Genomic DNA, 18,270 nt, shown 5'->3' with positions numbered 1-18,270 from the left:
GCCGAATCCGTGGGTGGCCGGTCAGGGCTGTTGGTCTCGCGGCGGTGGGCTCGGTGTCGGTCGGATGGTTCGCGGGGCTCGCCGAGTTCGGTCGGACGGTGGACCAGGCTCGACGAGATCGGTCCGTTGACTTGAGATCGGTCCGCCGATGGACCGATCTCGAGGCACCCGACCGATCTCGTCGGCGCCCGCCCCGAGGACCGAACTCATCACCCCTTAGCCCCGCGCGCGGAATCCCCCCGCCCAGCAGCTCGGCAACTGACCTCGCAAAGGAGATATGCCAAGCGCCGGGAGGCTGCTACAGGGGAAGGCCGGGTGGGTGAGCCTTTACAGCGAGGGGCGGCGCGAGGTCATGCGGACGACGGGCGACGAGCCGTGCGGTTCGCCCGGGGTAACGGTGACGGACCAGTCCGGCTCGGGTTGGCCGTCTCCGATCTCGTCCGACGCCGGGTCGGCCGCCCCGCCCGCTGCGTTGCCGGTCGCCGGTCGATCGCCGTCGGGCCGGACCTCGGTCGCGGCATCCGGAGCGACAACATCCCAGCTGACGGGGTCGGATTCGACGGGAGCCGGTCCGGCAGGAGCCGGTCCGGCAGGGATCCAATCCACGGGTGCCTGGCCGGGCGGCGGCGGGGGTGGAGGCGGTACCGGTGGGATCCCGCGCGGCGGGGTGGTGGTACCGGCATCGTCCGCCGGAGCCGGTGATGCAGGCTCCGCGGCGCGGCTCGGCGCCGGCGGGGCGGGCGGATTCGGGGCGCGGCTCGGTGTCGGCGCCGCGGACGCCGCCTGAGCCGGAGCAGCCTGAGCCTGAGCCGGAGCAACTTGAACCGGAGCCGCCTGAGCGGGAGCAGCTTGAACCGGAGCAGCCTGAGCCGGAGCCGCCCCCACAGCAGCGCCAGGCAGCGGACCGACCGCCGGCGTCGCCCGCGAAGCCGGCCCACTCGCCGCACCACCGCCAGCACCGCCGCTCGAACCGCCGCCCCGGGTGGCCGAGGGGACCGGGACGACGTCGGGCAGCGGGGACTCGAGCAGGACCACGTCCACGCGCGACTCCCGCATCTCGCGGCAGGTCGCCAGGCCTATGCCGCCCACGTAGTCCTCAAGGGTCTGCAGCAGCTTGAGCGGCGTCGCCAGGATCATGTGGAACCCGAACGCCGCGAACGTGTCCATGGCGGTGCGGGTGAACGCCGTGTCGGCCTTGTCGAAGGCCTCGTCCAGGAGGATCGAGCCATAGGCGGGCGTGGCCGAGTCCGAGGCCCCGGCCAGCTGATACCGCAGGGCCGCGGCCAGGCAGAACACGACCAGCTTCTGGCGCTGGCCGCCGGAGAGGCCGGCGGAGGAGTCGTGCACGGCCAGGGCGATGCCGCCCGCGGTGACCTCGACGCCGGTGAAGTGCACGTGCCGCCGCGTGTCCAGGCACAGGGCCCGCCAGGCGCGGTCGGCGGGGTCGCTGGAACCGAGCCGGCGCACCAGCTGCTCCAGCACCTCGTACGCCGGCTCGGTGTCGCCGGTGAGCGCGTCGAGCGTCGCGAGGAACTCCTCGACGGCCGCTGGCCGGCGCTCCTTGACGCGGATCTCCAGGTACCGGTCGGTGTCGAACGGGGAGCGGCGCAGGGACGTGTTCACCCCGACGATCCGCTCGCGGATGGCCGCGGGTGCCTGCCGGATCTCGGCGGCGAGCTTGCGCAGGGCGCGCCGTGCCTGGTCGGTGAGGAGGTCGGAGAAGCGGGCCTCCTGCTCGGGCAGGCGGGACGTGCGGATGCGCTCCAGCACCTCGAGGTACCGGGACCGGTCGCCGACCTGCGCCGTCAGGTCGCGCGTGATGGCGGGCCAGCGGCGGCGGAACTCGGACAGCAGCCCGACGATCTCCCGCTCGGCCGCCGCCGAGGTGCGCAGCCCGGCCTCGCGTTCCGCGTCCAGCGTGCGGGACACGGTGAGCGAGACGTCGTCGATCACCTCGTGGGTGACCGTCTTGCGCACGGCGGCGTACCGCTTCTCCAGCTCCTGGCGGTGCGCGAGCGGGATCGCGTTGGTCGGAGCGTCGCCGAGCTCGGCGACCACGCGCTCCAGGGAGCGGCGGTGAGCGCGCGCCTCGGCGAGGGCGTCGGCGGCCTCGGCGGCGGCGGCGCGGGCATGGTCCAGGCGGGTCTCGGCCGCCGCGACGTCCTGGGACGCCTGCAGCAGGTCCATCGTGCCGTCCAGCAGCCGGTCGAACGACGCCTGCGCGTCGGTCAGGTCCGCCTCGGCGGTCTCGATGTCCACCTCGCGCCACTCGCGGCGGGCCACGTGCCGCAGCGTGAGCTGGCGGCGCACGGCTTCGCGCTGCTCGGCGACGGCGTCGGCCACGGCGCTGTCGGCGTCCGCGAGGCGGGCCTGGGTCTCGCGCGCGAGCTCCAGGAGCTGGTCGAGGCGGTCGTCGGCGTCCCAGCCGAGTGCCCAGTCCTCGACGCCGGGGAGCAGTGGCTGCTCGATCTCCTCCGGCCCGTGCTTGATCAGGCCCTCGCGGGTGACCGCGCGCTCGTGCAGGTCGAGCCCGGCGGGCTCGTCGACGCACAGGTAGTCGTAGTTCTCGGACAGGCGGCGGTGCAGCCAGCCGGACATGGGGCTGTCCTTGACCTCGACCTTGTGCACCAGCGAGGCGTCGTCCGTGGACCGGGGCGCGTCGTTGCGTACGCCGACCACGCGGTAGCGCAGGCCGAGACCGGCCTCGACGGCCCCCGCGACGGCGGCACGGTGCGCGGGGGAGACCAGCACGAGCGTGGCCAGCGGGCGCAGGATCGCCTCGATGACGGGGCGCCACTCGGCGTCGTCCTCCCGGACGCGCAGGAGCTCCGCCGCGAACGGCAGCATGGCGATGTCGAGCCCGGCGGCGTCGGCCACGGCCTGGCGGGCAGCGGCCAGCTCGGCGGGGACGTTCGTCTGGGTCTGCCGCACGGCCTGGATCCGCGTCGCCACGGCCTCGTGCCTGTGCCCGACGGCGGAGCGTGCCGCCAGCACCTCCCGGATGTGCGCGTCGAGCGTCTCGGGTGCGCGGGACCGCCCGACGGTGGCGACAGCACCCGTGGCGACCGACGGCAGCGCCCCCGTCGAGACCCCCGCCACCGAGGGGACCGCGCCCGTCGACACGGCGGACACCTGCCCGGTCGAGACGGCGGGCAGGGCGCCGGTGAGCGCCGGGACCCCTCCGGTGGCCGGCCGCTTCGGGCCGCCGAGCTCCCACCGGGCCTTCTCCTTGAGCGCCGCGAACTCCGCGAACGTCTCGGGCATGTTCATGCCGACCGACTGGAGGTCGGTGGCGAGCTCGCCGCGCCGCGTGCGGACCAGGGCGGCGATCTCGCCGGCCCGCTGCAGGCGGTCGGCCTGCGTGGCGAGCGCCTGCCCGCCGCGCGCGCCGAGCACGTTCACTGCCTGCTGGTGCGTGTTCGCCGCGACGTCGACCTCGGTGTCCGCGGCCTTGCGGTGGTGCTGCGCCCGATCCTCGGCCGCGCGCGCCTCGGCCAGCGCCCCGTGGGCGAGGTCGAGCTTCCACGCGTCCTTGAACGTCTCGAGCGACCCGCGCAGGGTAGCCGCGCGCACACCGGCCGACGAGCCCTCGTCGTACGCCTTGGTCAGAGCCGCGAGGCGGCCCAGGTGCTCGATCTGCCGGCGGGAGGTCTCGATGTCGGCGTAGGCGCGCGCCACGTCCGCGAACTGGTCCACGGCCTGGGCGGCCAGCTCGAACGTGCCGGGCTCGTCCAGCATGTGCCCGCGGAACAGGTCGTCCAGGCTGCCCAGGTTCTTCGCCGACTGCGTGCGGTGCAGCAGCACCAGAGCCTGCTCCGACCCGATCCCCAGCGCCTGGGTGAACGCCGCGGCGAACGGCCCGTGCCGCTCGCTCACCGTCGCGCCGGGCCACGCCGCGGTCACGCCCGCGACGTCGGGCCCGGAGCGGACGTACCGCTCGAAGTCCAGCAGCCCCACCTCGTCCGGTACCACCACATGCAGCATCGCCGGCGTCGACGAGCCCCGCGTGAGGTGGAACAGGCGCACCAGGGTCACCGTGCCGTCGGGGGAGTCCGTGCCGTTCGAGTACCGCAGCAGGATGCCCGACCAGGTGGCGCCCGCGCGCAGGTGGTCGGCCACGACCTCGCCCGTGCTCTCGTCGGTGCGATGGCGCCATGCGCCGCGCACGTACGAGACGACGTCCCGGTCACCCGCCTCGCGCTCGGTGGCGGCCGTGCCGGCCGCAGCGACGTTGAACCGCAGGTGCTCCGGCGGGGTCAGGACGGCGGCGACGGCGTCGACCAGCGACGACTTGCCCGAGCCCGAGTGGCCAGTCAGGAGGAACCCCTCGCGGGGCACCGGCACCACGTGGTGCCCGGAGAACGTGCCCCAGTTGACGAGCTCGACGCGCGCGAGCCGCCACTGTCCGGGGTGGGACGTGATCACTTCGGGGCCCCCGCGCGATCGGGAGCGCAGCGAGCGATCGGGTGGGGTGACATCATGTGCTCTCCTTCGCCAGTCGGGCGTACTCGGCGCTCAGCGCCGCTACCTGATCCGCGCCGAACACGGTCCGCAGCACGGGGGAGACCGTGCACCGGTCCCCGCTGAGCGGCTCCAGCATGCCTGACTCGATCAGCCGGGCCCACGTAGCGTCCAGCTGCCGTGTGAAGTCCATGGGCGAACCACCGCCCCGCCGGCGGTACATCGCGAGGTGGTCGGCCGCCTCGTCGCGGCTGACCGCCACGCGCCCGTCCGCCGAGTCCAGCAGCAGGGCGCGCAGGTACAGCAGCAGTGCCGTGTCCAGGAAGGTCAGCGTCACCTCGCGCACCACCTGCGGCGCGTCCGGCGACGGCGCGTCCCGCACGAACGCGACCTGCGCGTCGGCGTCGACCACCAGGTCGAGGTACTGGTCGGCGAGGCGCTCGCGGACCACGTCCTCGTGCGCCAGGAGCGCGCGCCAGGTGTCCGTGTCGGACTCGGCGGCGAGGTAGGGGCCGCGTACGAGCCGGGCCAGCGCGAGGCGCGCGGGCGCAGGCAGCGTGCCGTGGTCGCCCGGCCAGAGGCGGGCACCGGCGCCGGCGTCACCGGCCTCGTGGCCGGTGGTGCTGCCCGACGGCGCGCCGCCGCCGGCCGGCCGGCCGGGACGCGCGCTGCGGAGGTCGGTGCGGGCGGATCCTGTCACGTCGGGTTCGGTCACGGGACATGCTCCTCGAACTGGTGCTGGGGAAGTGCGGTCCGCCGCGCGACGCCGCGCGAGGACCGCCAGCTCACGTCCTCGCGGTCGCCTGTGGGGGTGCCGTGCTGCTCGCCGAGCGTCAGCAGTCCGACGACGCTCGCGGCGCCCTGGGTGGCGGGGTGCGCCGCAAGAACGGAGGCGATGGTGGCGCGGCCGGCGTGGTCGACGACGGAGTTCACGTGCCCGCGCAGCTCGTCCACGTCGATCTCGGAGTCCCGCGCCATGGCGCGCAGCGCCGAGAGCGAGACTGCCCGCGGCGGCGGTGCGGGGGCGGCGAACGGCGCCTCGGCATCCTCCCCGCCGGGGTTGTGCGGGGTGAGGCCGCCTACGGACCGGGGTGCCACAGCGCCGACGGGCAGCGTGAGGCGCATCTCGGTGCCGGGCGTGACGTCGGGCGCCGTGGCGAGGGCGGCGTCCTGCGCCTCGCCGATCAGGCGCCGCAGCGCGCGCTCGGCCGGGAGCTCGCCGGACCGCACCATGCGCTGCAGCGCGCGGCGCAGGCCGGCCATGGTGTCGGTGAGCTCGTCGGCGGCGTCCTGCAGCGTGGGCAGCAGCCGGCGCAACGCCGACGCCTCGCCGGGCCCCAGGTGGACGCTGCCGAGCACGCGACCGACGTCGTCCTGCGCCGTGTGCTCCGCCTGCCGCAGCAGGTCGCGGAACGCGACGAGGCCGCGCCCCGCCTCGGACTCGGCGAGGTGGTCGACGCCCCGGTAGACGTCGTCGAGGAAGGTGTCGCGCGAGCCGTCGGACTCCAGGAGTCTGCGCCGCAGCTCGCGGTCCGTGCGCTCCAGCTCGGTACGCACCCGGGCCAGGTCGGCGGGGATGTCGCCGGCGAGCGCGAGGACCTCGCGGGCACGCTCGGCAGCGGCGTCGGGCGGCAGGGGCTCGTCGTCGCCGCGGCGGGCGCGCTCGATCTTCGCGTCGAGGGCGGCGCGCTGCTCCAGGAGGGAGGCGAGGCGGGCCTCGGGGTCGGGATCGGCCTCGTCGGCCAGCCGGTGCAGGCCGTCGAGCACCGCGCCGAGCCGCGACGGCGTCACCGCGGGGTGCGGCTTGCTCAGCCGGGAGACGAAGCGGATGGCGACCAGCGCGCCGTCGGACAGCTCGACGGTCTCGACGCCGGGCTCGCCGGCAGCATGCGGGGCGGCCCGGCGCCGCACGAGCACGCCCTCGTCGATCCACTCGGACACGTAGAAGTAGCCGGAGTAGGGCAGCTCGAAGCCCGCGCGGCGCAGCTCGGGCACGTCGTCGTCGATCCGGTCGGCGAGCTGCTCCACGGGGAGCCGACGGCGGGACGCGCCGAGGTTGCGGTCCAGCAGCACGACGGCGGCCGCGGCGTTCCTCGACCGCAGCAGCACCCACGCGGGGTGCTCCTGAAGCAGGGCGCGCACGGCGCGCGCCGCCTGGCCGCGGCGACCTGCCCCGTGCCCGGCGGCCTGCCGGGGCGCGGCGGCGTCACCCGGTGAGCTCGCTGTACCCATGGGGGCAGAGAGTAGTGGGCCAACGTGTCGGTGCGGCACCCCCGAAGGAAACATGGCGAACACACGCCTGTCGCTGAGCCGCGACGGCCATAGACGTATAGAGTCAGGTCTCACAGGGCTTGCCGGAAAACAGATCTTCACTTTCCGGCGGGCCCTGTCGTGCGTCATGGCACGTTTCGATGGCCGAGCATCGACGGGAGGGCACCTTGCTCACGACCGCAGCCCAGATCATTGTCCGGATCCGTGCCGAGCGGGAGCTCAGCATGAGTTCCCTGGCAGTGCTCGCGGGCGTCCCCACGTCGACGATCAGCCGCATCGAGTCCGGGCAGATCGAGCCCACGCTCGGAATGATCCGGCGCATCGCGCTGGGCGCCGGCTACCACCTGCACCTGCAGTACTACGACCTGTTCTCGGGCAGGCTCGAGGACGATGCCGCGCAGGTGAGGGCCGCCGACGGCACAGGTGAGGGAGACGGCGACGAGGCCAGGGGGCGCTAGGGCTGTCTGGTCGATGTCCGCTACCTTGTCTGCGCATGGGATGTCTGCGCGGGGGGCGCGAGAGCGCCGCAGGACGGCGCCGGTGGCCGGTTTCTGATGTACGTGACGTTGCGCGCAATACCCGCGGAATCCGGGCGCGTACTCACGGTCTTGGTGTGCCCCGCATTCCTCTGAGCAATATGGTCGCCCTATGCCGAACGTCATGATCCCCGCCGAAGTGCGGGAGGACGTAGAGACGCTGTGGGCGTTCCACGACCTGAAGCACGAGCCGCGACAGGTCGACGTCTGCATCGGCCTGGGCGGGCACGATCTGGGGGTGGCCGACTACACGGCGGACCTCTACCTCGAAGGGCTGTTCCGGCAGATCGTCTTCACGGGGGCGAACGCGCCCACCACCCTCGATGCCTTTCCCGAGGGTGAGGCGTTCGGCTACCGCGACCACGCGATCGCGCGCGGCGTGCCCGCCGATGCGGTGCTCGTCGAGCCCGCGGCGACCAACACGAGCGAGAACCTGGAGTACAGCCGCAAGGTGCTCGCCGAGCACCAGATCGAGCCGTCCTCCCTGCTGCTCGTCTCGCACCCCTACCAGCAGCGACGCGCGTTCGCGACCTGCCGGGTGGTGTGGCCGGACGTCGACGTGCTGTGTGTCTCCCGGCCCATGGCGCTCGACGCGTACCTCCGGGCGATCGGCGACGCCGACCGGGTGGTCGACATGCTCGTCGGCGAGACCCAGCGCCTCACCCTGTACGCGGAGCTCGGGTTCATCTCGCACGAGGAGGACATGCCGGACGGCGTCATGTTCGCCTTCGACCGGCTCGTGACGGCGGGATACACGTCGAGGCTCGTGGAGGACCGGCGTCCGATCGACGTGTGACCGTTCAGCCACGCGCCGACGATGGGATGAACTTCACGAACCGGGCCACTCGTCAATGCCTGGCGAGTCGCCCCGTTCTCCGTTACGTTCCGGGCATGCGCGAGGAAAACAAGCGGGGCAAGGATCCCAGGAAGTTCACCTGGCAGGAGATCCTCACGTTCATCGCGGGCGCCGGGTACGTGGCCAGCCCGATCGACCTCCTGTCGGAGGGTGTGCTGGGGCCGCTCGGCCTCGGCGACGACGCGATAGCGATCATCATCGCCGGCGTCGCCCTGTTCAAGGCGGTGCAGCGGTTCCGGAAGCACCGGCCCGTGCCCGGCACGACCGGGGGCACGACGCCGGGCAGCGCCACGCCGGGCGGCACCGGGGCGGGCACCTCGCCGTCGGACACCGCGACACCGGGCCGAACGCCGGGGGACAAGACGATCCCGGGCACCTCTGAGGACGTGACGCCGAACCGCAAGCCCAGGCGCTGACGCCGTCGTCCGCCTGGCCCGTCCGGCAGAGCCGGTCTACTGTCGACGGCGTGGCCGGCACCAACGCACCCAGAGTTCTTGTCGTCGGGGGCGGCCCGACCGGTGCGGCCACGGCGATCGCGCTGCGGCGCGAGGTGCCTGACGCCCACGTGACGCTGGTCGACAAGGCGACGTTCCCGCGGGACAAGACCTGCGGCGACGGTCTGGGTCCGGGCGCCCGGAGGGTGCTGGACGGGCTCGGCCTGTCGGAGCTGTTGGAGCGGTTTCACATGCCGATGTCGGTGGCGATCAGCGGCCCGGGCGGGGTGGAGGCCGTCACGCACGGCTCGATGGTCGAGGGCCGCGACATGGCCGGGTATGTCGCCCCGCGGCTCGCCCTGGACGACCTGTTGCTGGGTGCGGCGCGCGACGTGGGTGCCGAGGTCCGCGAGGGCGTGTCGTTCAAGGAGATGGCGCCGGCCGACGGCGGCGAACGGGTCACCCTCTCCGACGGCGCGGCCACGTTCGACGTCGTCATCGGGGCGGACGGCGCCTACTCCGGGGTGCGGCGCGCCATGGGGATCGAGCGCCCGTCGATGCGGCACACCCACATCGCGATGCGTGCGTACGGGAGGGTCACGCACCCGGACAAGCCGGTGGGCGACACCCTCCGGTTCGACTTCCTGGAGTCGCTCCTGCCGGTCTACGGCTGGGTCTTCCCGCTGGCCGACGACGGCGCGAACCTCGGCGTCGCCATCCCGGTGAACCATCTCAAGCGGCAGACCGAGCGGCACGGCCGCAAGCTGCGCGACCTCCTCGACATGTACGTCGAGGACCTGGAGCGGCGCGGCTTCTCAGTATCGGGGCTGGAGCGGGTGGCCGCGCACCAGCTGCCACATGCCGCGGCCCGCACGCCGATGACGGCCCGGGGCCGCGCCGCGGTCCTCCTGGGCGACGCGGCGGCGATGATCAACCCGCTGAGCGGCGAGGGGATCTTCTACGGCATGGCCGCCGGGGTGCAGCTCGCAGAGCACCTCGGCGCGCTGGAGCGGTCGGGCGAGACCTGGCGGGGCGAGGGCCTGCCCGGCGCGCTGGCCGGCTTCGTACGGGCGTACCGGAGCCGGTTCGCGCGGCACTACCGGGAGTGCTACCTGGCGCAGCAGCTCATCCGCTCCCCGTTCTGGGCGGCAGCGGCGACCCGCGCCGTCGCCGCCTCCGACGTCGCGATGGCGCACGTGGCGCTCATGCTCTTCGACGAGCAGTCGGCGGGATCTCGCGGCGTGCTGCGCCTCGCCGCGCACAGCCTGCGCTCGCTGCTGCGGCGCTGAACGGGCGCTCGGCTGGAACGGGCAAGCGGGGGCAATCGTTAGGATCAGTGCACCTGATCCACCCCGATTCGAGGACGACGATGTCACGCACCATCCGCCGGGCTGTCGCACGACTGATCTGGGCCGTCACCGGCTACCGGATGCGCTCGGAGCCTGCGCCGACCCGGCCAACGGTGTTCATCGGTGCGCCGCACACGTCCAACACGGACTTCTTCCTCATGCTGGCCATCGCGTTCGACATGGATCTCGACGTCCGCTTCCTCATCAAGGACTCCTGGTTCAAGGGGCCGATGGCCCGCATCATGCGGTCGCTCGGCGGAATCCCCGTGGACCGGAAGGACCCGGCCAGCATCGTCGACGAGATCCTCGCGGCGGTCGGGCGGGGCGAGGAGTTCCACCTCGTCGTGACGCCGGAGGGCACGCGGGGCGCCGGGTCCGGCTATTGGAAGTCGGGGTTCTACCGCATCGCGCTGAAGGCAGGCTTTCCGGTGACGCTCGGCTACGTCGACGGGGTGGCCCGCGTGGCCGGCATCGGGCCGAGCATCGAGCTCACCGGCGACGTCCGCGCCGACATGGACGTGATCCGCGAGTTCTACAAGGACAAGTCGGGGGTCAAGCCGGCCAACCGAGTGGAGCCGCGCCTCCATTCGGAAGAAGAGGGCGCGTAGCGGAGCGGTCTCGACAGGCTCGACCAGCGGTGGTCGAGCCTGTCGAGACCGGCACGTGGGGTCACATCGTGAGCGACGTGACCTCGTCGTGCAGCTTCATCGGGTCCATCGGGCCGTGGTGGGTCACCTCACCGTGATCGTCGATCAGCACGACGTCGCCGTCGGCCATCACGCCGAAGTGGGACGCCAGGTCGCCCATGCTGTCCTCGAGCTGGGTGACGCCCTCCACGTCAGCCATCGGGTCGTCCATGGGGTCGCTCTCCTTGCCGGCCAGCGAGAGGAGCTCGACGTCTTCGACGTCGGCCAGGGCGGACGCCGTGTCCGAGCACGTGTCGCACATCTCCGACCAGAAGAAGACGACGGCGGGGCTGCCCGCGAGGTCGGCGCCCTCGAAGGTGTCGCCGCTCGCGGTGGTGGCGGTGAAGTCGAGGGCCTCGGACATCATCTCGTCGTCCATCGGGGACTCCTCCATGGGCGACTCCTCGTCCATCGGAGACTCCTCGTCCATGGGGCTCTCCGACATCGTGTCCTCGGACGTCGCGCTGCTGCCCGGCTCCTCCGCGGAGCCGCACGCAGCAAGGGTGAACGCACAGGTCAGGGCTATGGCGGCGGTGGCGCCGCGGCGCATTGTTCTCATGCCGTCGACGCTAGGCGCGGGCCCGGACGAACAACCCTTACGGCCTGCTTACCGGCTTCTTACGCGCGCGGTCCGTCGGCCGCTACCGCCAGGGAGTCGAGCACGCGCGCCATGCCGAACTCCCAGGCGTGGGCGGGGCTGGAGGGCGCGTTCATCGCCGCGCCGGCGGCGCTCCCGACCCGGCGCGCGAGCTGGTAGTCGTCGCCGAGGTACTCCGCGAGCCGCCCTGCCCACCGCGCCCAGATCTGCGGCATCTCGTCGGCCCGCGGATCGGGGCGCTGCGCCCGGGCGGCCGCGCGGACGAAGTCGAGCACGAAGGTGAGCGCGGCATCGCGGGCGACGTCGTCCAGGGGCAGCGGGTCCAGGGCGTGGAGCTCGTGGTCGTACTTGGCGATGGTGCCGGGGCCGAACGCGGTGCGGTCGTCCTCGATCTCCAGGAGCCACGGGTGTTCGCGGTGGAGGGCGAGGTTCGTGTCGGCGACGCGGCGCACCCGGGCCCGCCAGCCGGCTCTCCCGTGGTCGGGCAGCGGCATGCGCGCGAATGCGGCGTCGGCCATCAGGACGAGCAGGTCGTCGCGGCCGTTCACGTGCGTGTAGACGGACATGGTCGAGACACCCAGGGCGTCGCCGAGACGCCGGACCGTGACGGCGGCGAGGCCCTCGGCGTCGGCCAGGGTGCTCGCGGCGTCGACGACGGCGCCTGTCGTGACACGGGAGCGGGGCCCGCGCGCACCGCCCTGCGGGGCGGCCGGGTGGTCGCGCCAGAGCAGGTCGATCAGCTCGCGGGGCATCGGGTCTCCAGAATCGGGGTGACGGGCCGGGAACATTCTGCAACCATCTTACGTTGTACGCCGTACAAGGTTCTGATGCGAGGAGTCCGTTGAACATCACCGGTACCGCCCTGTCCCTCAACGTGCCCGACGTCGCCGCGTCGGCAGAGTTCGCCAAGCAGCACTTCGGGTTCACCGAGGCAATGTCCGACGACGGGTTCGTGTCGCTCCAGCACCCCACGGCCGGTCTCAACGTCGTCTTCCTGCGGGTCGGCCTGGGCTCCTTCAAGCCCGAGCGCATCGCGGGCCCCGCCGGCCAGGGGATGCTCATCGCGTTCGTCGTCGACGACCTCGATGCCGAGTACGCCCGTATCTCCGCCGCCGGCGCGGAGGTAGTGACGCCGCCCGAGACCGAGCCCTGGGGCGAGCGCTACTGCCAGTTCGCCGACCCCAACGGGATCGTGTGGCAGCTCGTCCAGTGGGTGTGACCCCGGTTCGGCTGGGCTCATCCGTGCGCCCAGCCGGACCGCCGGGTCACACGCACCGTGATCAGCGGGCCGTCGGGCGGGGCGACGCTCGCCGAGACCGCGACGGGGAAACCGATACTCCTGGGAGGGGTAACGGACAGCTAGCAATGCTCGCTGAGCGTTACCCCTCCCCAGGCGTATCGGTTTCCCAGAGCCTCAGCCCTCGACGATGGGACCCGTCTCGTAGTCTGCGGACAGCGTGACCTCGACGTCGATGTCCCGCGGCTGCAGCTCGACGTGCGCGCCGCCGCCGGCCCCGGCCATGTCGGCGGAGGCCCGCATGGCGTACATCGGCGCATTGCCGCCGCCGTTGTCGCCGCCGCGCAGGCCCGCTTCGTAGATCGCGACGGGCGCCACCGGGCCGAGGCCCAGCGCGTCCGCGTACGACTGCGCACGCACCACCGTCTCCTCGGCGGCCTCGACCCGGGCCTCGGCCTGGAGCGCCTTGCGCGTCTCGTCGGTCAGGGTCCAGGACATCCAGTCGATCTCGACCCCGTCGACGTCCATGATGTCGGCGAGCCATGTCGAAAGGGCCTCGAAGTCCATGAACGTGACCGAGAGCCGCGCCGAGGCACGGAACCGCCGGATCCGCTGCTTGCCGCCTGACTCGGAGCTCTTGACCCGGTCGTCGGAGACGTACGAGTGCACGGACGCCGAGTCCCACCGCTCAGCGGCGCCCGCCGAGACGTGTGCCTTTGCCTGCTCCACGAGGATCGCGTGGGTCCTGCCCACCTGCTCGACGACGTCGTTGCGGAGCGTGCCCGAGAACGCGACGTGCAGGTTGACGGTGCCACGCTCGGCGGGATGGGTGCGCTTGGCCTGGCCTTCGACGGCGATGCGAGTCATATGCGGAGTCTGCCGACTAGGCCTCGACCTGCGCCACCCCGGCGCGCCCGCTCTCGACATACCTCAGCCGATCGTGCCCTTGCCCACCGAGCCCCGGGTCAGGGTGGGTTCGAGCCCGCAGAACGCGCCGTAGCGCGCGGCCTCGGCCTCGATCGCGGCCCACAGCTCGCGGCTCGGCTCCTCCGTGAGCTCGACGGTGATCTCAACGCTGTTGGTCTTGAGCACCCGGGACCAACCTCCGGCGATCATCCCGTCCAGTGCCACGAGTCCCATGTACAGCCAGCGGCTCGGCATCGTGTCTCGCGTCAGGCCGGGCCAGCCCTTGAAGTCGTGGCAGAAGAACTCGTCGTACACCGACAGCAGTCGGACCGTGCCCTGCGGCGCAGGCTCGGGCAGGTCGCCGTCTGTCCAGAGGGTCAGGCCGGCGAGCTCGTGGCGGGTGAGCCCGGCGTCGGCCATCGCGGCACGGGCCGCCGTCTTGGTGAGGCAGCCCCACCACGCGACGTCGTCCGCGCGGCACGGGCCGTGCCCGCGCACGTACGCGCGGGCCAGGTGGATCCGGGCCTCGTCCTCGTCCCAGGTCTTCTGCCCCGGCAGCAGCCGGTAGGTGGCCTGCTTGCCGCGCATCGGGCCGCTGGCCACGAGCAGGTCGAGCTCGGCGTGCATCATGACCTGGCCCAGGTGCCAGTTGTCCAGCGGCGCGCCCTCGGCCTCCGCCAGCACGACGCCGATCTCCTTGCGGGTGAGCGGGCCGTGCGCCAGCGCGTCGGCGAGCACCGCGTGCCGGCGGGGGAGCAGCGAGTGGTCGAATCCCCGCGGCCGCTCCGCCGAGAGCATGGCCCGGCGGATCTTGGGCGCGGAGGCCGTCATGAGCGGCGCCAGGTCCTCGGGCACGACGTAGTGCCAGGTGGGGCGCAGGATATGCGTGCGCAGCACCGACCCGTCGGCGAGGGCAGCCTGCACCTCGGCGAGCGTGGGCGGGGTGGCCAGCCGCTGCGCCACGCCCCATGCGGAAGAGTGCAGCTCCTGCGACTGGACGGCACCCAGCCGGGCGACGACGCCGGCCACACCGCCGTCGTCGGCTCCGGAGGGGCGCAGCGTGCCCAGGCCCACCGAGGTGAGCCGGGCGCGCTGGATCGTGCGCACGTCAGACGTAGTAGGCATCCGCACCGCCGTGGCCCGCCGCCCTGGCGCGGCGATGCTTCACCAGGCTTCTGATCAGCAAGATCACACCGACCACGAACAGGATCAGCACCGGGATGATCGCGAGCGGAGCAAGCACCGCCAGGAAGCCGAGGCCGATGCTCGTGACGTCCTCCGCGGCGCTCACCACGGGCGCGGCCGTGCCGCCCGAGACGGTGTTGGCGACGACGCGCCCGCCCGCCTTCGCAGCGTGCGTGGCGAGGGCGAGGACGATGCCCGAGACGATCGGGATCCACTGGCCGGACTCCACGAACGCGCCCGGGTCGGTGACCGTCGTCGTCTCCGACATGGAGCCGGCGCCAAAGGCGATGCCGCCCGCGGTGGGCCGGATGACGGTCTGCACCACGTCGTTGACGGAGTCCAGCACCGGGATCTTGTCCGCGACGAACTCGAGCACCAGGAGAACGGTCAGGATCGCCAGGACCCAGGGGTTCTCCAGCCACGACCAGGTGTCCGGTAGCGACACGAGGTCCGTGAAGCGCGAGAGCACGCCGAGAAAGATGAGCGGGATCCATGCGTTGAGGCCCGCCGACAGGGCGAGTCCGCTTCCGGTGGCAATTTCGAGCATGCCTCGAAGTGTTCCACGGCACACCGACACTCCGGGGCCGAAATGTACCCGGTGTGCCCGATCCGTTATCGGACCGTCGCGAGGGTTACGGTCAGCGCATGACTTCCTACCAGCGCCCCGGCTGGTTCACCCGGAACATCGCCAACCCGGTCGTCGGTGGGCTGGGGAAGATCGGCATCAGCGTGCTGGGCAGCCGCGTGCTGGAGGTGCGTGGCAGGAAGACCGGGGAGCTGCGCCGCACACCGGTGAACCTGCTCCGTCTCCGCGGCCAGTCCTACCTCGTGGCGGCGCGCGGCATCACCAACTGGGTCCGTAACGCGCGGGCCGACGGCGGTCGCGTGATCACCGTGCTCGGCAGGAAGCGCGAGGAGTGGATCCTCGAGGAGCTCACGGCCGACGAGGCGGTGCCCGTGCTCCGCTCGTACCTACGGCGCTGGAAGTGGGAGGTCGGTGCGTTCTTCCCGCCCGGCACCTCCGCGGACATGCCCGAGGCGGATCTGGCCGCCCTCGCGGCGGAGCACCCCGTGTTCGAGCTCCTCCCGCGCTGAACCTGCCGGGTGGTTGAGCACCCGGACCGCGGGCCGCGACTGATAGTGTGTAGCACAAGAGTTACACCATTCATTGGAGGCCGCGATGCGCAGCGCATTCTGGGACGACCACGAGCGCGACCTCCGCGACCCCGAGTATGCCCGCGAGTTCGCGGCGGAGTCTGCTCGGATCTCCGCGCTCGACGCCCTGGTCAACGCGCTCGAGCAGGCGCGCGCGGCAGAGGGCTTGACGAAGGCTGACCTCGCTCGCGCGACCGGGATCACTGGTTCGGCAGTTCGTCGGCTCCTGACTGCGGCGAACCCCAACCCGACGCTGGGCACCGTTGTCGAGATCGCCGCCGCGCTGGGCTTGAAGCTGACGGTCGAGCCCATGACCGAGGAGGAACGCCGGGCGGTGACCGAGCCGATGCTGTGCGGTGTCCGCAAGGCCGCGTCGGGCACCGAGAAGGACGTGGCGTGAGAGTCAGCCGACCGGCCCAGGGTTTATCGACCAGTAGTCATCGACGTACTTTCGGATGGCGGCGTAGTCGTTCGCGGTGAGAACGGTCCGGAAGGCCTTTCGTCGCCCGTCGATGATGGCGAGCAGGGGCTTGTCGAGGCCTACGGCCTTGTAGTCGAGAACACAGTAGAGCCGGTAATGCGTGCGACGAGTGTGTGCCGTCGACGCGCACCTCGAAGACTCCTCGCATGTCACCGTGCATCGCCTCCCACATGCCGCCACCTGCAAAACGGATCGGCGGTGCGGCGGCTACCTCGGTCACGACGGCGCGCAGCCGAGCGCGGATCGTCGTCGGGCAGGAGTCGATGAAGTCGCGAGCCGGGAGCGAGTTGTCCGGGGCCCGATAGAACACGACTACGTGGGCGTCGGTGGGCAGGGGGCCAGTTCTGGCCGCCGAGGTCTTGTGACGCTTAGATGGCGACATGTGTCGATAATCTAGATGTGTAGTTCGCCTCCTGCCACCGGTGCGCGAGATGTGTGGTGAGCGCCCGGTTCGTCATCGGTCTCCCTGGAACATCCGGACCTGTTCTGCAAGAGTTGCCGGAGCTCACCGCACCGGTGCGCTGACCAGGAGGCTCGGATGGTGTGGACGATCTTCGCCGTGGCATCGGTGGTGCTGCTCGGGGTCTCGGCGGGTGTGTTCTTCGGCTTCTCGTCGTTCATCATGAGCGGCCTCGCCCGTGCCGACGACGCCGCCGCCGGGGCCGCGATGAACGGCATCAACGAGACTGCACCGCTGCCCGCGTTCATGAGCGTCTTCTTCGGTGCCCTCCTCGTCCCGGCGGGCACCGGCATCTGGGGCCTCGTCGACGGGCGCGACGGCGGCGCCTGGATTCTCGCGGCCGCCGCGGTCTACCTGGTCGGCACCTTCGGCGTCACCGCTGCCGTGAACGTGCCCCTCAACAACCGCCTCCTCGCAGCGCAGGACAAGGCAGCGGGCTGGCGCGCCTACCGGCGGCCATGGACCGCGTGGAACCATGTGCGCACGCTCGCCGGTGTCGTGGCGACGGCGCTCGCGGCGGTCGGGCTGCTCTGACCGGGGTCGGAGTCCCGGCCGAGCGTCGGGGACAATCGACCATATGCCCGCCATCGACTTTCACCGCACCCTGCCCGGATACGCGCCGACGCCGTTGCGGGACGTGCCACGGCTCGCGGCGGAGCTCGGCGTCGGACGGGTGCTGGTCAAGGAGGAGTCGAGCCGGCTCGGGCTGCCGGCGTTCAAGATTCTCGGCGCGTCCTACGCGACGGCGCGGGCGCTGGGGGAGCGGTTCGGGCTGTCCGCGGTCACCCTGGGCGCGGTGCGCGACGCCGTCCGGGGCCGCGCCGTCCGGCTGTATGCCGCCACGGACGGGAACCACGGCCGCGCCGTCGCCCACGTTGCCGCCATGATCGGTGCGGCCGCGACCATCTACTACCCGCCGGGCATCACGGTGGCCGCGAAGAAGGCCATCGGCGCGGAGGGTGCGCAGGCCGTCGAGGTCGACGGCACCTACGACGACGCCGTGGCTCGCGCGGCCGCTGAGGCGGCCGTCGACCCGGAGGCGGTGCTGGTGCAGGACACGTCCTGGCCCGGGTACACGGACGTCCCCCGGTGGATAGTCGACGGCTACTCGACGCTGTGCCTCGAGACCGATGACCAGCTGGCCGCCCTGGGGCTTGCCGCGCCGGACCTGGTGGTGGTGCCGGTCGGTGTCGGCTCGTTCGCGCAGGCCGTGGTGAGCCACTACAGGGGCAAGGGGGCCGACGGCGGCGCGCTGCTCGCCGTTGAGCCCGACCGCGCCGCGGGGCTGGTCGCGTCGCTGCGTGCGGGCAGGCCGGTGACCGTGCCGACCGGCGACACGATCATGACCGGCCTCAACTGCGGCACCGTCTCCGCGCTCGCGTGGCCCGTGCTGCGGGACGGGCTCGACGGCGCGGTCACCGTCTCGGACGACCAGGCGGCGGCCGCCGTCGACGACCTGGCGCGGTTCGGCGTCGACTCCGGGCCGTGCGGGGCGGCGACCCTCGCCGCGGCCCGCCTGGTGCTGGGGCAGCCCGGGTGGCGGGCGGCGATCGGCCTGCGGCCCGACGCCGTCGTCCTGCTCCTGTCGACCGAGGGGCGGGCGGCGAACCCGGTCCCGGAGGGCCGCGTCTAGCCGTTCGCCCCACTGTCGCTGA

General features: G+C 72.4%; 18 protein-coding genes. 10 read left to right on the top strand and 8 right to left on the bottom strand.

The window, feature by feature from the left end:
- Window positions 1–327: 327 nt before the first annotated feature.
- The 3 genes from IE250_RS14495 to IE250_RS14485 are packed head-to-tail and all read right to left on the bottom strand — an operon-like array spanning window position 328 to window position 6,693.
- Window positions 328–4,425 (bottom strand): ATP-binding protein, encoded by a 4,098-nt coding sequence (locus tag IE250_RS14495; RefSeq protein ID WP_189669985.1) that lies wholly within the window; start codon window positions 4,423–4,425, stop codon window positions 328–330.
- 52 nt (window positions 4,426–4,477) lie between these two features.
- Entirely contained in the window at window positions 4,478–5,176 is a 699-nt protein-coding gene (locus IE250_RS14490) for a DUF4194 domain-containing protein (RefSeq protein WP_229872466.1), read from the bottom strand.
- Complete coding sequence (locus IE250_RS14485; protein ID WP_189669984.1) at window positions 5,173–6,693, bottom strand: DUF3375 domain-containing protein; 1,521 nt, start codon at window positions 6,691–6,693, stop codon at window positions 5,173–5,175. Before IE250_RS14485 ends, IE250_RS14490 begins: the two co-directional genes overlap by 4 nt.
- A 179-nt stretch (window positions 6,694–6,872) precedes the next feature.
- Here IE250_RS14485 and IE250_RS14480 point away from each other — a divergent pair, with 179 nt between their 5' ends.
- From IE250_RS14480 to IE250_RS14460, 5 genes are all read left to right on the top strand, one after another.
- A complete protein-coding gene (locus tag IE250_RS14480; protein WP_268247830.1) occupies window positions 6,873–7,190 on the top strand; it encodes a helix-turn-helix domain-containing protein in 318 nt (105 codons plus the stop codon).
- Window positions 7,191–7,380: 190 nt separating this feature from the next.
- Window positions 7,381–8,064: a YdcF family protein gene (locus tag IE250_RS14475; RefSeq protein ID WP_189669982.1), complete on the top strand. Its 684-nt coding sequence runs from the start codon at window positions 7,381–7,383 to the stop codon at window positions 8,062–8,064.
- A 95-nt stretch (window positions 8,065–8,159) separates the two neighbouring features.
- Window positions 8,160–8,540 (top strand): DUF1232 domain-containing protein, encoded by a 381-nt coding sequence (locus IE250_RS14470; protein WP_189669981.1) that lies wholly within the window; start codon window positions 8,160–8,162, stop codon window positions 8,538–8,540.
- 50 nt (window positions 8,541–8,590) lie between these two features.
- Entirely contained in the window at window positions 8,591–9,847 is a 1,257-nt protein-coding gene (locus tag IE250_RS14465) for an NAD(P)/FAD-dependent oxidoreductase (protein WP_189669980.1), read from the top strand.
- Window positions 9,848–9,927: 80 nt separating this feature from the next.
- Entirely contained in the window at window positions 9,928–10,515 is a 588-nt protein-coding gene (locus IE250_RS14460) for a 1-acyl-sn-glycerol-3-phosphate acyltransferase (protein ID WP_189669979.1), read from the top strand.
- A gap of 61 nt (window positions 10,516–10,576) precedes the next feature.
- On the opposite strand, the gene IE250_RS14455 is transcribed toward IE250_RS14460, so the two are convergent.
- Window positions 10,577–11,152 (bottom strand): redoxin domain-containing protein, encoded by a 576-nt coding sequence (locus IE250_RS14455; RefSeq protein WP_189669978.1) that lies wholly within the window; start codon window positions 11,150–11,152, stop codon window positions 10,577–10,579.
- 59 nt (window positions 11,153–11,211) lie between these two features.
- Window positions 11,212–11,943 (bottom strand): TetR/AcrR family transcriptional regulator, encoded by a 732-nt coding sequence (locus IE250_RS14450; protein ID WP_189669977.1) that lies wholly within the window; start codon window positions 11,941–11,943, stop codon window positions 11,212–11,214.
- A gap of 89 nt (window positions 11,944–12,032) precedes the next feature.
- Here IE250_RS14450 and IE250_RS14445 point away from each other — a divergent pair, with 89 nt between their 5' ends.
- Window positions 12,033–12,410, top strand: a complete 378-nt coding sequence (locus IE250_RS14445; RefSeq protein WP_189669976.1) for a VOC family protein — start codon at window positions 12,033–12,035, stop codon at window positions 12,408–12,410.
- A 195-nt stretch (window positions 12,411–12,605) separates the two neighbouring features.
- Here the strand turns inward: IE250_RS14445 and IE250_RS14440 are convergent, their stop codons facing one another.
- The 3 genes from IE250_RS14440 to IE250_RS14430 all read right to left on the bottom strand — a co-directional run bounded on the left by IE250_RS14440 (window position 12,606) and on the right by IE250_RS14430 (window position 15,066).
- Window positions 12,606–13,295, bottom strand: a complete 690-nt coding sequence (locus IE250_RS14440; RefSeq protein WP_189669975.1) for an SIMPL domain-containing protein — start codon at window positions 13,293–13,295, stop codon at window positions 12,606–12,608.
- A 63-nt stretch (window positions 13,296–13,358) separates the two neighbouring features.
- Window positions 13,359–14,459, bottom strand: coding sequence for a winged helix DNA-binding domain-containing protein (locus IE250_RS14435; RefSeq protein WP_189669974.1), 1,101 nt, complete (start codon window positions 14,457–14,459; stop codon window positions 13,359–13,361).
- On the bottom strand, window positions 14,443–15,066 hold the full coding sequence (locus tag IE250_RS14430; protein WP_189669973.1) for a DUF4126 domain-containing protein: 624 nt from the start codon (window positions 15,064–15,066) through the stop codon (window positions 14,443–14,445). Before IE250_RS14430 ends, IE250_RS14435 begins: the two co-directional genes overlap by 17 nt.
- Window positions 15,067–15,164: 98 nt before the next feature.
- Between IE250_RS14430 and IE250_RS14425 the strand changes: the two genes are divergently transcribed.
- The 4 genes from IE250_RS14425 to IE250_RS14410 all read left to right on the top strand — a co-directional run bounded on the left by IE250_RS14425 (window position 15,165) and on the right by IE250_RS14410 (window position 18,248).
- Window positions 15,165–15,614: a nitroreductase/quinone reductase family protein gene (locus tag IE250_RS14425; protein WP_189669972.1), complete on the top strand. Its 450-nt coding sequence runs from the start codon at window positions 15,165–15,167 to the stop codon at window positions 15,612–15,614.
- An 85-nt stretch (window positions 15,615–15,699) separates the two neighbouring features.
- Entirely contained in the window at window positions 15,700–16,074 is a 375-nt protein-coding gene (locus IE250_RS14420) for a helix-turn-helix domain-containing protein (protein ID WP_189669971.1), read from the top strand.
- A gap of 619 nt (window positions 16,075–16,693) precedes the next feature.
- A complete protein-coding gene (locus tag IE250_RS14415) occupies window positions 16,694–17,149 on the top strand; it encodes an anthrone oxygenase family protein (protein ID WP_189669970.1) in 456 nt (151 codons plus the stop codon).
- Between the two features lie 43 nt (window positions 17,150–17,192).
- Window positions 17,193–18,248, top strand: coding sequence for a diaminopropionate ammonia-lyase (locus tag IE250_RS14410; protein WP_189669969.1), 1,056 nt, complete (start codon window positions 17,193–17,195; stop codon window positions 18,246–18,248).
- Window positions 18,249–18,270 lie beyond the last annotated feature (22 nt).

It is taken from the genome of Promicromonospora soli, from assembly GCF_014653785.1.
GTDB classification, from domain to species: domain Bacteria; phylum Actinomycetota; class Actinomycetes; order Actinomycetales; family Cellulomonadaceae; genus Promicromonospora; species Promicromonospora soli.
Note: the sequence above shows the minus strand (reverse complement) of the source record. Positions and strands in the feature narration are given on the sequence as shown.

What these genes read in the sequence shown, in the direction of transcription:
- IE250_RS14470 (WP_189669981.1), top strand. Translation starts at nt 8,160, where the DNA reads ATGCGCGAGGAAAACAAGCGGGGCAAGGATCCCAGGAAGTTCACCTGG.
- IE250_RS14450 (WP_189669977.1), bottom strand. Translation starts at nt 11,943, where the DNA reads ATGCCCCGCGAGCTGATCGACCTGCTCTGGCGCGACCACCCGGCCGCC.
- IE250_RS14475 (WP_189669982.1), top strand. Translation starts at nt 7,381, where the DNA reads ATGCCGAACGTCATGATCCCCGCCGAAGTGCGGGAGGACGTAGAGACG.
- IE250_RS14420 (WP_189669971.1), top strand. Translation starts at nt 15,700, where the DNA reads ATGCGCAGCGCATTCTGGGACGACCACGAGCGCGACCTCCGCGACCCC.
- IE250_RS14430 (WP_189669973.1), bottom strand. Translation starts at nt 15,066, where the DNA reads ATGCTCGAAATTGCCACCGGAAGCGGACTCGCCCTGTCGGCGGGCCTC.
- IE250_RS14460 (WP_189669979.1), top strand. Translation starts at nt 9,928, where the DNA reads ATGTCACGCACCATCCGCCGGGCTGTCGCACGACTGATCTGGGCCGTC.
- IE250_RS14435 (WP_189669974.1), bottom strand. Translation starts at nt 14,459, where the DNA reads ATGCCTACTACGTCTGACGTGCGCACGATCCAGCGCGCCCGGCTCACC.
- IE250_RS14425 (WP_189669972.1), top strand. Translation starts at nt 15,165, where the DNA reads ATGACTTCCTACCAGCGCCCCGGCTGGTTCACCCGGAACATCGCCAAC.
- IE250_RS14415 (WP_189669970.1), top strand. Translation starts at nt 16,694, where the DNA reads ATGGTGTGGACGATCTTCGCCGTGGCATCGGTGGTGCTGCTCGGGGTC.
- IE250_RS14485 (WP_189669984.1), bottom strand. Translation starts at nt 6,693, where the DNA reads ATGGGTACAGCGAGCTCACCGGGTGACGCCGCCGCGCCCCGGCAGGCC.
- IE250_RS14480 (WP_268247830.1), top strand. Translation starts at nt 6,873, where the DNA reads ATGGCCGAGCATCGACGGGAGGGCACCTTGCTCACGACCGCAGCCCAG.
- IE250_RS14410 (WP_189669969.1), top strand. Translation starts at nt 17,193, where the DNA reads ATGCCCGCCATCGACTTTCACCGCACCCTGCCCGGATACGCGCCGACG.
- IE250_RS14440 (WP_189669975.1), bottom strand. Translation starts at nt 13,295, where the DNA reads ATGACTCGCATCGCCGTCGAAGGCCAGGCCAAGCGCACCCATCCCGCC.
- IE250_RS14455 (WP_189669978.1), bottom strand. Translation starts at nt 11,152, where the DNA reads ATGAGAACAATGCGCCGCGGCGCCACCGCCGCCATAGCCCTGACCTGT.